Raw genomic sequence first — 14253 nt, 5'->3', positions numbered from 1 at the left:
CTGCGGATAGACTTATGCAAACAAAAACTCGCTTATTACTTTTAACACTGTCACTGGCTGTTTTTGGTGTGATCACAACCGAAGTTGCGGTGATTGGATTGCTACCACAACTTGTCGAACAAATGAATATCACTGCGCCACAAGTGGGCTTTTTGGTCAGTATCTACGCTATTGTTGTCGCAATAACAGGTCCAACTATTACACTTTTATTTGGGCGATTTAATCGCAAAACGGTACTGTTGGTCATAATGGCCCTATTTATTATTTCCAATACTGTTTATGCATTAACACATCAATATCACGTTATTTTACTATTTCGTATTCTACCAGCATTTACCCATGCGCTATTTTTCGCAATAGCGCTAATGGTGGCAGCAAATTCAGTACCAGTAGAAAAATCCACTCATGGCGTTGCTATTGTTTTTTCTGGTGTTGCGGTGGGAATGGTTTTAGGTATGCCACTTAGTGCTTTTATTGCTGAAACTTGGTCATTAAGTATGGCATTTTGGTTTGGCGCTATCACCAGTGTTATCGCTTTTATTGGCATTGTGTTTTTTGTGCCTTCAATTAAAGTCACTGCACCGCTTAAAATTAGTGATCAATTAAAAGTATTAACAAAACCAACAGTTTGGTTAAGTATTGCTACCGTGACACTTATCTTTTCAGCCATGTTTGCTGGATTTAGCTATATTGCTGATTTTTTAGTGAATATCACAGGGTTTTCAAACAATATGACCAGCACATTACTGATTGTATTTGGTGTGAGTGGTTATTTTGGTAATTTTATTTTTAGTCACTATTTACAGCGAAATGTCGTTAAAACAACAATAACTTATCCAATATTGTTTTGTTTTATCTACTTATTTATCTGGTTAAGCGGTTCTCAGACGCTTGCCATGATCCCACTGATCATTCTTTGGGGCATGTTACACACATCAGGATTAATTATTTCTCAAACATGGTTAATGAGAGATGCAAAAGCAGCACCTGAATTTGCAAATAGCCTTTATATCGCTTTTTCTAATTTAGGGATAACGGTGGGTTCTATGGTTGGCGCGTGGGTTATTCAACACATTGAATTACAAATGATAATTTGGGTAGGTATAATTTTTTCACTACTCGCATTGGGTACCATTTGGTTACGAGTACGATTGCAATCACCAAATTGTGAAATGGCTTACCAGCAATAAATATTTACTCATCAAATCCGCCTTCTTTTGCCACCTGAAGCAATGCATCTGCTATATAACGTGTTTTAGGTGGTATTTTTCGCCCTTTATGCCACATCATATTGATAGGAGATTGATATCCTTCTGTTTTGATCAAGATGCGCTGTAATTGCCCTTCTTTAAGCTTATCCCCAATCATCCATAACGGAAGTTGAGCAATACCATAACCATGGATCACTGCGTCAAGCATTGCATCACCATCAGCAAGTTCATAGAAAGGAGTTGGAATATATTGGTGGAAGGTTCCTTCCTCTTTTAGCATCCAATAAAAAGGGGCATTTTGCCGAAATCCCACAATACAACGATGGTCTGATAACGCTTCGATTTCTTTAGGTATGCCATATTTTTGCAAATAAATCGGTGAAGCACAGAGAACCAGTTTTTGTGTTGTCAATTGTCGTGCAACAACATTGCTACTATCAGGTAAATGCCCGATACGAACGACTAAATCTACGCTCTCCTCATGCATATCAATATAGCGCTCACTAAATGAAACACTCATTTTAAGCTGGGGCTGCTTATCCATTAATGTCATTAAAACAGGCATAATACATTTACGACCAAAAGCAGACGGTAAATCCAGACGAATTTTTCCTGTTAATACCGACTGGTTTTCTTGAACTTGATTATTAGCTTGTTCAAGAATAGAAAGTGCTATTTGGCACTGCTGTAAATAATACGCACCTTCAGAGGTCAACGTTAAACGTCGTGTTGTTCTTAATAGTAGATTAATACCTAAATGCTCTTCTAACCGAGTCACACTTTTCCCAACGGCTGATTTAGTTATTCCTAAACGAGATGCAGCTTCAGTAAAGCTACCTGTTTGAGCCGTTGCAACAAAAGCGGTGATACCAGAAAGTGAATTGAATTGCGTCATAGCCACCTACTATTATTCTAAATCTTGCATCAAACAATACTTCGATAAAAGTTGTTATAAAAAGCACGATGTTTCTTCATTATAGAATAATTCCACTCTAAAAGCATAAATGGGATATTTTTGAAAAATAAACTTATATAAAAAATTATTTTTATAAAAAATTTTTCTATAAAAGGCCCCTTTATTCAGGGAAAAATACACATCAAAATGAAGTAATTACATGAGTTCATTTTCTTTTTATAATTGCAGACTTTATGATAAAGCCTGACATCTGTCATATTGCTAACCTGAAGCGCTGGCTATAATAGCGTCGCACTAATCGAATGTTAGCGTTAATCTTATAAAAACAGGAGTTCTACATGTCTTACGAAATTAATACCGATAAAGCCCCAGCTGCGATTGGCCCTTATGTACAAGGCGTTGATTTAGGTAATTTAGTGATCACTTCAGGTCAATTACCTGTTGATCCTGCAACCGGTGAATTTGTTTCTGATAATGCAGCAGAACAAGCTCGTCAATCTTTAGAAAACGTAAAAGCAATCATTGAAAAAGCGGGTTTAACTGTTGCTAATATCATCAAAACAACTGTTTTCGTAAAAGATTTAAATGATTTCGGTACGATCAATGCTGCTTATGAAGCATTCTTCAAAGAGCATAACGCTGCATTCCCTGCTCGCTCTTGTGTTGAAGTTGCACGTTTACCAAAAGATGCAAAAGTAGAAATCGAAGTTATCGCTATCCGTTAATTTCGTCTCAACAGCAAGCCATAAAAAAGCAAAGGTCTCTTTATGAGCACTTTGCTTTTTTTATGTTCTCACTTTTCGATGAATAATTTATCACTTCTGTTTTTGGCACATATTTACAATTCTGCCAATCCCTCTTGATGCCTGATGTAGCAAAAATACCTTGATGCAGATCAGTTTTAATGAAGATTATTTCTCTTTCAATTACTATATATTGTGCTTTAATACATACCGACCTACAACATATAGTAATTATACACATCTTATCCACAATAAGCCTGAATGCTGTGCCATCACCTGTTTTTATGGGATTTGAGCCTGTGGATAAATAGTTAAGGAGCAAGATTGTGAAAACCATTGTGATAAAACGAGACGGATGTAAAGTCTCTTTTGACCAAACCCGCATCAGCGATGCTATCAAAAGAGCCGCCGTAGCTTGTGAGATCACTGATGATGATTATTGCGATTCTGTCGCGCAATCCGTTTCACAATCTCTCGCAGGACGTTCGAATGTCGATATCCGTGAGATCCAAGACGCCGTAGAAAATCAGCTGATGGCTGGCGAACATAAAGATGTTGCCAGAGCCTATATTGAATACCGTCATGACCGAGATGTTGCTCGTGAGCAACGTGGAAGACTAACTCAGGAAATCCGAGGTCTTATCGAACAAAGTGATGTCTCTATTCTTCATGAAAATGCGAATAAAGACAGTAAGGTTATCCCTACCCAGCGTGATTTACTTGCGGGTATTGTGGCTAAACATTACGCAAAATTGCATATCCTGCCAAGAGATGTGGTACTCGCTCATGAGCGTGGTGAAATTCATTATCATGATCTCGATTACTCACCGTTTTTCCCAATGTTTAACTGTATGCTAATTGACCTTAAAGGCATGTTAAACAACGGTTTTAAAATGGGAAATGCGGAAATAGAACCCCCTAAATCTATTTCAACAGCAACAGCCGTAACTGCACAAATTATCGCACAAGTAGCAAGCCATATTTATGGTGGTACAACGATAAATCGTATCGATGAAGTATTAGCGCCGTTTGTAAAATCAAGCTATGACAAACACTATAAAGTAGCGCAAGAGTGGCAGATTGCTGATAAAGAAGCTTATGCTAATGCGCGTACTGAAAAAGAGTGTTACGACGCATTCCAATCTTTAGAGTATGAAGTTAATACACTACATACTGCTAATGGACAAACCCCATTTGTCACTTTTGGTTTTGGCCTTGGTACGTCGAAAGAAGCGCGTTTAATTCAACGATCTATTCTTGAAAATCGTATGGCTGGTTTAGGCAAAAACCGTAAAACAGCTGTTTTCCCTAAACTTGTTTTTGCCATTAAAGATGGCTTAAACCATAAATTTGGTGATCCTAATTACGATATCAAACAACTTGCTCTCGAATGTGCAAGTAAACGCATGTATCCCGATATCTTAAATTACGATCAAGTCGTTAAAGTAACAGGTTCATTTAAAACGCCAATGGGTTGCCGTAGCTTCTTAGGTGTTTACGAAGAAAATGGCGAGATGATCCATGAAGGCCGTAATAACCTCGGTGTTATCAGCCTGAACTTACCGCGTATTGCGATTGAAGCTCAAGGTGATGAAGCAACGTTCTGGTCACTACTTGATGATCGCCTCGAACTAGCGAAAAAAGCACTGATGACTCGTATTGCTCGTTTAGAAAACGTCAAAGCGCGTGTTGCCCCTATCCTTTATATGGAAGGTGCTTGTGGTGTTCGCTTAAAAGCAGATGATAATGTCTCTGAAATCTTTAAAAATGGCAGAGCATCAATCTCATTAGGTTATATCGGTGTTCATGAAACCATTAATGCACTGTTTGGTACTGAAAAACACGTTTTTGATGATGAAACCTTAAGAGAAAAAGCAGTGGCGATTATTAATCGTCTGCGTGAAGCAACAGATCAGTGGAAAGCAGAAACAGGTTATGGCTTTAGCCTTTACAGCACACCAAGTGAAAACTTATGTGATCGCTTCTGCCGCTTAGATGCAGCTGAATTCGGTATTTTACCGGGTGTGACAGATAAAGGTTATTACACCAATAGCTTCCACTTAGATGTTGAGAAAAAAGTAAATCCATACGACAAACTGGATTTTGAAGCGCCTTATCCTCCATTAGCAAATGGCGGTTTCATTTGTTACGGCGAATATCCAAACTTACAGCATAACCTTAAAGCATTAGAGGATGTGTGGGATTACAGCTATACCCGCGTTCCTTATTACGGAACGAATACTCCGATTGATGAATGTTATGACTGTGGTTATACCGGTGAGTTCTCTTGCACTAGCAAAGGCTTTACTTGCCCACGTTGTGGTAATCACAACCCTGCAAGAGTTTCAGTGATCCGCCGTGTATGTGGATATTTAGGTAGCCCAGATTCACGCCCATTTAATGCGGGTAAGCAAGAAGAAGTTAAGCGTCGTGTGAAACATCTGGCAAATGGTCAATTAGGTTAAGAGTGTGAATTACCATCAATATTACCCTGTTGATGTTGTCAATGGTCCTGGCACTCGTTGCACCCTGTTTGTTGCAGGGTGCATACACCAATGCCGAGGCTGTTATAACAAATCAACGTGGTCATTAACGTCAGGCAAGCCATTTACACAAGAGATGGAAGATCAGATTATTGCGGATCTTCAAGACAGTCGAATTAAACGACAAGGATTATCGCTTTCAGGGGGTGATCCTTTACATCCGCAAAATTTATCTACAATTTTGCACTTGGTAAAACGAGTCAAAACCGAATGCCCTGAAAAAGATATTTGGGTTTGGACAGGCTATTTACTGGCAGACTTGACCCCAGAGCAACAAGAAGTTGCTAGCTATATTAACGTGTTAATTGATGGAAAGTTTGTACAAGAACTTTATGATCCCGCATTACTGTGGCGTGGTAGCAGTAATCAGGTAATACATAAATTGAGATAATATCTAGAAGCCCATTTTTATAGTGGGCTTTTTTATTTCATCATTCTCATTTAATCACCTCCGTTATCAAATGCGAATCATTTTCAAAAATGATAGTCAAAGTGATTAGTTTTGTTTTATTATTAACACTCTTAACTATTCTTTTTATGATGATATTCGATATGAAATTAGCACTTTTTTCTTTATTTTCAATAATCTTACTTTCTGGTTGTAGCAGTACTTGGGAGCCAAAAGGCTCATCAGATTACACATTACAAGAAGCTAAAATGCTTTGTGAATTTGATGCCAATACTCGTTACCCTATTCGCAAAGAAGTGCTACAACGTACTGTTTATCGTGATGTGCAAAAGACGTGTCGTAAAGATGACAAAGATCACTGCGGTGATAAAAAAACCTACACTGAACGTGTACCAATGACAGAAAGCTATGTTGAAGACATTAACCAAGAAGACAGAAAAACCTTCTATACCTCTTGTATGTCTTTAAAAGGATGGGAACAAAAAAATCATTATTTTTGGGAATAACAGAAAGTTAAGAAAGAAGTTTAATCACGTTGCCAATAGAGCTTAGTACCAAAACCTAATTGATTATTCACCATCTTAATTTCTTGCAATTGTAGCTCCCATAAAGGCACATGGATGGCGGCTAATGCGACAGGAAAGCGTAAACAATAATGTTTTCTTGCGTTGATGTCGTCCTTACCAGTTAGTAAAGAAACAGCCCCCGTGAATTGAATTCCCTGTAAACCTGAGACAGCAATTTCTTGTGTGCAGATACTTCCAGCAACTAATAAGTTTTCCTGCATCATTTGAGCATGGCGTGTTTTCTTTTCAGAAAGAAAAACAAGCCTCATCTGACTTTCATCAAACCAATAAAAACAATTAGCACACCAAATATCCCCCAATGAACGTGTTGTACATAAGGTAAACACATGGTTATCACGAATATATTGTTTAATTATTTTGATCGAGTCTAGAGAAGACATAATATACCTGTATAGATACAAAAAGAGACGCTGTTTAGTTGATAATTATATCACCAAAACGAGCGTCTTACCGCGTGTCTCTTATTACAGGTTATTTATCGGGAATAGTTAAAATTAACGATAAATTTCAGCATTTACAGTGAGGTAATCATCACCTGTTGCGCCTACAACTTTAAAGCCTTTTGCACCTTCATCTTTTGCGATTTGGGCGATTTTAGTTGTTAAACCATCTAAAGTATCGCTACCTGTGATTGTGATATACTCACCATTCACTGAAGGACTTTTTGATACGCTATCTGATGCGATTGAACCGAATGAAATAGCACTTAAAGCTAATGTAGCAGCGATTAATGTAGATTTTTTCATAATAAACTCCAAATAAATTCTAATTTTGTTAGGTATCGCGGAGTGTCTCTCTGTGATGTGGATCATATTATGCGCTTTAGTTTAACTTTAAAATTAGCAATAATTGCTGTTCATTTTCAAAAAAATTGAATGTTATTTTTTAAATGATGGAACTTACTGTCACAAATATTTCACAACATATTGATATATCTAATAGATTTCATTTTGATAAAACGATAAATTACTCACTTAAAAAATTAAGAAGTATTATTTATCAAAAGAGAAAGTAGCACGAAAAGGAAAAAATGATGACGGAGACAATGTGGTCACTCTATATTGTTAGAAATCGTCTTGGTTCTCTTTATACAGGGATCACGACAAATGTTGAGAGGCGTTTTCAACAACATCAAAATGGAACTGGTGCTAAGGCGCTGAAAGGTAAAGGCCCTTTATTACTTGAGTTTCATTGTCAGGTTGGCGATAGACAGCGTGCTTCTCAACTTGAATACCAATTAAAACAGTTGAAAAAGACGCAAAAAGAAAAGCTGATCATTGACCAGCCTTCAGACATTGCATTGTATTTAATACAGGATACATAAACTTAGCTAAATTGATCGAACAATGGTGAATAGTTGACTAAACCATGGATATCATCAACATTACCATTTTCTAACGCATAAAGCTGAAAAGCCTCTTCTGTATCAGGCCATTTGCAATGTAAGCCTTGTGACTTAGCTGGAATAAAACCTGATTTTTGATAGTACTCAGGCTCCCCCAACACCACAACTGCACCGTAACCAAATTCATTTAGGCTATCTAGCCCTTCATTAATCAGTTGACGTCCAATACCTTGGTTTTGGAAATCAGGCGCAACAGCAAGTGGTGCAAGTCCTACCCACTGGCAATCTTTTCCATCAATATCAACAGGTGTAAAACCGATATAGCCAATTAATTGGCCTTCATCGTTAATTGCCACCATGCCTAATGTTAATAACCCTTCTTCTCGTAAATGCCCGACTAAATCAGCTTCACTACCTGTCGGAAACGCTTGGCGTAAAAGGTTATCAATTGCAGGAATATCAACGGGAATTTCAACACGTATTAGCATGAAGTTGAGCTCAGTTCATGGCTGTGCAGAGTGTCTTCTTTTTCTTCTTGAAGCCCACTTTTTACAAACTCAGCCAGTTGTAATAAACCAAAACGCAACACAGATGGCATTGAGTCTAATTCAATTGCATCCATCAGGTTCTTAACATATAACCCGAGTTCTGTATCACCCTCAATTTGTAGACGACGTTGGAAAAATAAGGTGTCAGGATCTTCTTTGCGAGCAGCAATTAAAATAAGATCATTAGCATTTCCGCTAAAGCTGACATCTTCTTTTTCTAAGCGACTGACCACTAATTTATCATCACGAACACTGATAAACCACTGTAAATGTAAGTCTCTTATCTCAACTTTTAGCCACTTATCTTCTAAAAAGTGTAAATCACCTTCAGCTAACGACTCACGAAACTGCCAACTTAAAAACTGTTCTAAGATATCGCGTTGCAGAGCAAATGGGGTAACCTGTAAAGGGTAACGTAAAAAACGAGGACCCTCTTTAACCAAATGGGTACGAATTTTGTTAAACACGTTCGGACTCCTATAAATAAAATTACGGGCTATTGTGCCAGATATAGACAGATATTCTGCGATCCTATATCAATATTCGGTTAATCCGTTGTTCACATTTTGAGTTCTTTGATTTTACTTAAGCAAAAAACAGAGTTCTCTGCCCTAAATCAAAACCTTTTTTTATCTTGCTCATTACAATTTCTGATCATTCTTAATTTCTAAAGGGAAGTGAAGATGGAATTGCTGTGCCCTGCAGGTAATTTACCTGCCTTAAAAGCGGCCATAGATAATGGTGCGGATGCCGTTTATATCGGTTTAAAAGATGATACGAATGCAAGACATTTTGCGGGTTTAAATTTCACAGAAAAAAAGTTACAAGAAGCGGTTAATTATGTTCATCGCCACCAGCGAAAATTGCATATTGCAATAAATACCTTTGCTCACCCTGATGGATTTGAACGCTGGCAAAAAGCGGTTGATATGGCAGCATCTTTAGGTGCTGATGCGCTTATTTTGGCGGATATTGCCATGTTAGAGTACGCCGCAGAGCGTTATCCTCATATTGAGCGCCATGTTTCAGTGCAAGCTTCAGCAACCAATACACAGGCGATTGAATTTTATCAGCGTAACTTCGATGTGGCTCGTATTGTTCTTCCTCGAGTTCTATCTATTCATCAAGTAAAACAGTTAGCACAAACTAGCCCAGTACCTTTAGAAGTTTTTGCCTTTGGTAGCTTATGTATTATGGCTGAAGGTCGATGCTATCTCTCTTCTTATTTAACTGGTGAATCCCCTAATACCGTAGGTGCTTGCTCTCCGGCTCGTTTTGTACGTTGGCAACAGACACCACAAGGAATGGAATCTCGCCTTAATGACGTACTTATCGACCGCTATTCACCCGACGAGAATGCTGGTTATCCAACATTATGCAAAGGGCGTTATTTTGTTGATGATCACTGTTATCACGCATTAGAAGAGCCTACGAGCCTCAATACGCTTTCACTATTACCAGAGTTAATGGCGATGAATATCGCATCCGTCAAAATTGAAGGTCGTCAACGTAGTCCTGCTTATGTTACTGAAGTCGCAAGAGTTTGGCGTGCAGCTATCGATCAATGCAAAAAAGATCCTCAAGGCTTTAGTACTAACCCTCGTTGGATGAACGCATTAGGAAAAATTTCAGAAGGAACACAAACGACATTGGGTGCTTATCACCGAAAATGGCAATAATAAGGATAAGAAAATGAAATATGCATTAGGCTCTGTACTTTATTATTGGCAAAAAGAAGCACTTGAAGCCTTCTATGAAAAAGCAAAACATAGTGATGCTGATATTATTTATTTAGGTGAAACGGTTTGTAGTAAACGCCGAGAAACCAAGCCTCAAGATTGGATAAATCTCGCCAAAGAAATCGCTAAAAGCGGTAAGCAAGTGGTGCTTTCTACCTTAGCATTATTACAAGCACCTTCGGAATTAAAAGAAATTGCTAAGTTAGTTGATAACGGTGAGTTTTTAGTTGAAGCGCATGATTTTGGTGTGATCAATATGCTTTACGAACGACATCTTCCTTTTGTGGCTGGTCACGGGCTTAATTGCTACAACGCTTATGCGTTACGTTTGTTACATAAACAAGGAATGATGCGTTGGTGTATGCCTGTTGAGCTTTCTCGCGAATGGTTGAGTAACCTTCTAACCCAATGTGAAACATTAGGTATTAGAGATAAGTTTGAGGTTGAAGTACTGGCTTATGGGCACCTTCCTTTGGCTTATTCAGCGCGCTGTTTTACTGCTCGTTCTGAAAATCGCTCTAAAGATGATTGTGAAACCTGCTGTCAAAAATACCCTCAAGGTCGTGAAGTACGCTCACAAGAAAATCAGCAAGTATTTGTTCTTAATGGTATCCAAACACAAAGCGGCTATTGTTATAACTTGGGTAACGATCAAACATCAATGACAGGCTTAGTGGATATTATCCGTTTATCTCCCGAATCTGATGCTATTTTTGATACCTTGCGACAATTTCGCCAAAATGAACAAGGTCAACAACCACTGACAACAATTCATCACCATGACTGTAATGGCTATTGGCGTAAGTTGGCAGGCTTGGAGTTGGTAGAATAAGTTTCGTTATCCACTCTATTTCAATCTAATCGTAGAGTGGATTTATTCTTCCTAAAGGGATTTGCATTTCAGTGCTCTAATCACTATTTAGAACCGCGATGATGTAACCAATGCTTAAATTGGTGCGTAATATGCCTTAACTCGCCATTACGTAACATACCCACCAGCACACCTAACACAGTGTAAATCACGCCTAAAACCAGCATCATCACAATATCACCCAATATGCTTTGGAATGATAATCCCATTTGGTTAATACCAGCCATGGCGTTTACTGCCCATGTAGAAGGTAGTGCGGATGAGATTGCAAATACCCAGTCAGGCATCGCTTGTAATGGCCAAATCGTGCCGGAAATATAGAATACGGGTGTTGTTACAAACGCCAATGTCAGATAAATCATCTCAACACTACGTAAGCACTCTGTAATAAGCTTGCCAAGACCTAATACAGCCAATAGGAATGGGAAAGTGAGCATCCATACTTGGTAAAGAGGAGCTTCTTGGCGATAACCTAATACCCAAGGCCACAATGCAAAGAATACGGTAGATAAAAATAACCAAATAGGAATAAGTGCAGATAATGCCCCTAAATAAACCGCTAACGGTGGCTTTCCTTTTGGTGTACTTCTCACTGCAATACTGACACGGACACAAGCAATTAAGAGCGAGTGTTGTAATAACATGACTAACAAGCCAGGGAAAATAATTGCAGCAAAGCTTACTCCTGGGTTATACATCGCTATAGTTTCACCTTGAATAGGCTTTAATAGAATTCTCGATTGCTCAACACTAAAGCCCGCATTTTGTAAAATACGCCCATTATAAGAATCTAATAACTGTTGATAAGCCAACATCAATTCTTGCTGAATTTGTCCACTGGCAAGACGGTTTGTAGCATCACCAAAAACCGGAACAGTGACATCTTTACCATTCAGTAATTTCTTCTCAAAATCAGTTGGAATAATAATGATGGCAAAGAGCTCACGCATAATCATATCGTGACGAGCTTCATCTAAATTATCGTAATTATTAATACTTAATTTAGGTGTCGAGTTTAATGCCCGAATAAGTGAATAGCTTGCGGGGCTATGATCTTGATTAATCACTGCCACAGGTAAATCCCATAATACAGGTTTGGCATATACCAAACTCATAATACATAGGGAAACAATAAGTAGCATCCACATCGGTTTTTCTAACATACCCAGTAGAACGCGCTTAAAAGTTTGGAAATACATCTGCATCATGCAACACCTACCTGTAATTCCAATCGTTTAAAAATACGTTTGCGAACTAAGAAGGCGATAGCAAAAGGATAAATCAGCAAGAGCGAACAAACATATAAAATACCTTGTAGTGATACTTCTCTTAAGAAGATATCAAACATGGCATTTAAGGCGTGAGTTAATGGCTCTAAATTAGAAATAATCTGTGCAGGTAAGATCATCGAAAGCTCAGGTACAGCCATACCTGAAAATGCCAATGCAATACTCACCAACATACCTATCATACTGTATGCCGTTATCGCACTATTGGTAAACGCAAAGAGCAGCAACCCCACACTTTGAGCCGCAATAATATAGAAGAATCCCACGAGCACCATATATAGCGGATTACCGTTTACCTTCGCTCCCGAAAAATGCACTAATGCCGCCAATTCAACAATTAACAAGGTTAAGAAAAACAGTGTATAAGGCGTGAGTTTACCAATAAGGGCAAATGTGAAAGGCTTAATATTCAATAGCATATTACCGCGTGATAACGAATAAATCGTACAAGTCACGACAAAGAGTTGGAGCATATGAATAGTAGCTGCAAATTGCTGATAATAGATATAACTGCCACTGGCATTAAATAAGCTGTCATAAGAGAGCGTCACTTTTGCCAATGGAGGAACTGGTTTATTCATCTCTTGAGCTAAAACAGTACGGTATTGCGCATTAAGCTCTGCAATTAATCCACTAAAATCCTGTATTGCGTAGCTCCCAGCCGCATAATACAACCCGTTGTAATACATACGTGTAGTGGGTTGTTTTCCCGCTAAGACCTTACTTTCAAAGTGTCGAGGAATGGTGAGTATCGCGTAATCTTTTGCGCTACCAAGCCGTTCCATTGCTGTACGAGGATTACCATCTAGCGTATTTAATTGCGCATGAGAGCCTGCATTTAAGTCTCTGATCAGTGTTCTCGATAATGGGCTATTATCGTTATTAATCACCGAAACTGGCAAATTCAGCAGTGTACCTTCAGAAAAGTTAGCACTAATTAACGTGAACAACATCAATGGAAATAGCCAGCTTAGCCAGTGAAAAACGGGGCTACGAACTGCCATATGAGTTTCTCGTGAGAATGCGCTACTAAAGCCACGCCAAGCTGCCTTTACTCTCATTGTTTGTCCTTATTTATCCCAACGCCATAATGCACTCATACCGGGGCGAAGCCCTTCAATTGGCGTCACAGGATACAATCGGATCTCAAACGTTTTTAAATCGAAATCACCCGTTGCTCTTGTCGCTCTTTTTGTTGCGTAGTCACCCATTGGAGCGATATAGCGAATTTCAGCTTCTACCTCTTTATTACCTAATGCAGGAACCATGATAGTAATACGATCACCTTTGCGAATATCCGCTAAGATGTCTTCACGAAGGTTATAAACAAAATAAGCATCAGGAATACGAATAAGGGTAGCAAGTGGACTATTGGCATTAAAGAGCTCACCTATCTCCGCAGGAATAGGTCCCACTTCTCCATCTACTGGTGCTTTAACTTGTAAGTCGTTTTGTTGGATCTTCAACTCAATAAGTTGTTGTTCTGCCTGTTGCACCGCTGCGGTGTATTTATGACGTAATTCAATGCGATCGCCATTTTTGGCTTCATCCAATTCTGCTTGAGCGCCTCTGACACGTTGTGACGCAACATCACGACTACGGCGCGCATTATCCAACTCTGTTGCTGATACATAGCCTTGATTAGCTACCGCGCTGATACGCTGATAATCTCTTGCCGCATTTGCAGCTTCTACTTTAGCTTGAGATAACACCGCTTCTAGATTACGAATGCTCTCTTCTCTTGTGCCATGTAATGACAAATCTAATTGAGCTTGAGCTTGTGCTTTGGCTGCCTCAAGTGCAGCAACTTGCGCATTGAGTTCAGGGCTTTCTAATGTGATCATTAATTGCCCTTTTTTGACATCATCACCTCGCTCTATATGGCGTTCAATAACACGGCCTTTGGCTTTAGAGGCGACAATGACTTCTGGAGCATCGACTTCTCCTTGCAATAATAAATATTGATTATGCGCGCGGAAAAGTACGGCTAATGCAATTAGTATTAGCATTAATAAAATAAGATAAATGGCTCTTTTTTTCATATAACGATTA

At 38.7% G+C, this 14253-nt stretch carries 16 protein-coding genes; 8 read left to right on the top strand and 8 right to left on the bottom strand.

All coding sequences use genetic code 11. The annotated features are described in order from the left end of the window. The first annotated feature begins 14 nt into the window (after nt 1–14). Entirely contained in the window at nt 15–1190 is a 1176-nt protein-coding gene (locus ABN236_RS16380; protein WP_349474419.1) for an MFS transporter, read from the top strand. A gap of 4 nt (nt 1191–1194) precedes the next feature. On the opposite strand, the gene ABN236_RS16375 is transcribed toward ABN236_RS16380, so the two are convergent. After that, the gene (locus ABN236_RS16375) at nt 1195–2106 is read right to left on the bottom strand and encodes a LysR substrate-binding domain-containing protein (RefSeq protein WP_349474418.1); all 912 of its coding nucleotides are present in this window, start codon (nt 2104–2106) and stop codon (nt 1195–1197) included. Nucleotides 2107–2465: 359 nt separating this feature from the next. On the opposite strand from ABN236_RS16375, the gene ABN236_RS16370 reads away from it, so the two are divergent. The 4 genes from ABN236_RS16370 (at nt 2466) to ABN236_RS16355 (ending at nt 6328) form a co-directional block, all read left to right on the top strand. Beyond that, nucleotides 2466–2852 carry a RidA family protein gene (locus ABN236_RS16370; RefSeq protein ID WP_006535650.1) on the top strand — a complete coding sequence of 129 codons (387 nt, stop codon included), beginning with the start codon at nt 2466–2468 and terminating at the stop codon, nt 2850–2852. 344 nt (nt 2853–3196) lie between these two features. Next, a complete protein-coding gene (gene nrdD, locus ABN236_RS16365; RefSeq protein ID WP_088493962.1) occupies nt 3197–5335 on the top strand; it encodes an anaerobic ribonucleoside-triphosphate reductase in 2139 nt (712 codons plus the stop codon). A 4-nt stretch (nt 5336–5339) separates the two neighbouring features. Continuing rightward, on the top strand, nt 5340–5804 hold the full coding sequence (gene nrdG, locus ABN236_RS16360) for an anaerobic ribonucleoside-triphosphate reductase-activating protein (protein WP_349474417.1): 465 nt from the start codon (nt 5340–5342) through the stop codon (nt 5802–5804). A 161-nt stretch (nt 5805–5965) separates the two neighbouring features. Then, nucleotides 5966–6328 (top strand): hypothetical protein, encoded by a 363-nt coding sequence (locus tag ABN236_RS16355; RefSeq protein WP_349474416.1) that lies wholly within the window; start codon nt 5966–5968, stop codon nt 6326–6328. A 20-nt stretch (nt 6329–6348) separates the two neighbouring features. Here ABN236_RS16355 and ABN236_RS16350 read toward each other — a convergent pair whose 3' ends face one another. Both ABN236_RS16350 and ABN236_RS16345 read right to left on the bottom strand, forming a co-directional pair. Then, nucleotides 6349–6789 (bottom strand): YhbP family protein, encoded by a 441-nt coding sequence (locus ABN236_RS16350; RefSeq protein ID WP_349474415.1) that lies wholly within the window; start codon nt 6787–6789, stop codon nt 6349–6351. A 114-nt stretch (nt 6790–6903) separates the two neighbouring features. Then, nucleotides 6904–7155, bottom strand: a complete 252-nt coding sequence (locus ABN236_RS16345; RefSeq protein ID WP_075673608.1) for a YdgH/BhsA/McbA-like domain containing protein — start codon at nt 7153–7155, stop codon at nt 6904–6906. Between the two features lie 287 nt (nt 7156–7442). Between ABN236_RS16345 and ABN236_RS16340 the strand changes: the two genes are divergently transcribed. After that, nucleotides 7443–7733: a GIY-YIG nuclease family protein gene (locus ABN236_RS16340; RefSeq protein ID WP_318620673.1), complete on the top strand. Its 291-nt coding sequence runs from the start codon at nt 7443–7445 to the stop codon at nt 7731–7733. 2 nt (nt 7734–7735) lie between these two features. Here the strand turns inward: ABN236_RS16340 and ABN236_RS16335 are convergent, their stop codons facing one another. Beyond that, the gene (locus ABN236_RS16335) at nt 7736–8242 is read right to left on the bottom strand and encodes a GNAT family N-acetyltransferase (protein ID WP_088493967.1); all 507 of its coding nucleotides are present in this window, start codon (nt 8240–8242) and stop codon (nt 7736–7738) included. Next, nucleotides 8236–8769, bottom strand: a complete 534-nt coding sequence (gene ubiT / locus ABN236_RS16330) for a ubiquinone anaerobic biosynthesis accessory factor UbiT (RefSeq protein WP_006535669.1) — start codon at nt 8767–8769, stop codon at nt 8236–8238. Before ubiT ends, ABN236_RS16335 begins: the two co-directional genes overlap by 7 nt. 216 nt (nt 8770–8985) lie before the next feature. Between ubiT and ubiU the strand changes: the two genes are divergently transcribed. Together ubiU and ABN236_RS16320 are read left to right on the top strand one after the other, a co-directional pair. Continuing rightward, the gene (gene ubiU / locus ABN236_RS16325) at nt 8986–9981 is read left to right on the top strand and encodes a ubiquinone anaerobic biosynthesis protein UbiU (RefSeq protein ID WP_088493968.1); all 996 of its coding nucleotides are present in this window, start codon (nt 8986–8988) and stop codon (nt 9979–9981) included. Between the two features lie 13 nt (nt 9982–9994). After that, nucleotides 9995–10873, top strand: a complete 879-nt coding sequence (locus ABN236_RS16320; RefSeq protein WP_349474414.1) for a U32 family peptidase — start codon at nt 9995–9997, stop codon at nt 10871–10873. An 83-nt stretch (nt 10874–10956) separates the two neighbouring features. Here ABN236_RS16320 and ABN236_RS16315 read toward each other — a convergent pair whose 3' ends face one another. The 3 genes from ABN236_RS16315 to ABN236_RS16305 are packed head-to-tail and all read right to left on the bottom strand — an operon-like array spanning nt 10957 to nt 14243. Continuing rightward, on the bottom strand, nt 10957–12117 hold the full coding sequence (locus ABN236_RS16315) for an ABC transporter permease (protein WP_349474446.1): 1161 nt from the start codon (nt 12115–12117) through the stop codon (nt 10957–10959). Further along, a complete protein-coding gene (locus tag ABN236_RS16310) occupies nt 12117–13262 on the bottom strand; it encodes an ABC transporter permease (RefSeq protein WP_088493973.1) in 1146 nt (381 codons plus the stop codon). Before ABN236_RS16310 ends, ABN236_RS16315 begins: the two co-directional genes overlap by 1 nt. Nucleotides 13263–13271: 9 nt before the next feature. After that, a complete protein-coding gene (locus tag ABN236_RS16305) occupies nt 13272–14243 on the bottom strand; it encodes an HlyD family secretion protein (RefSeq protein WP_349474413.1) in 972 nt (323 codons plus the stop codon). Nucleotides 14244–14253 lie beyond the last annotated feature (10 nt).

The organism is Proteus sp. fly-1013, from assembly GCF_040140245.1.
GTDB lineage: Bacteria > Pseudomonadota > Gammaproteobacteria > Enterobacterales > Enterobacteriaceae > Proteus > Proteus mirabilis_B.
This window is presented reverse-complemented; position numbering and strand designations above follow the sequence as displayed.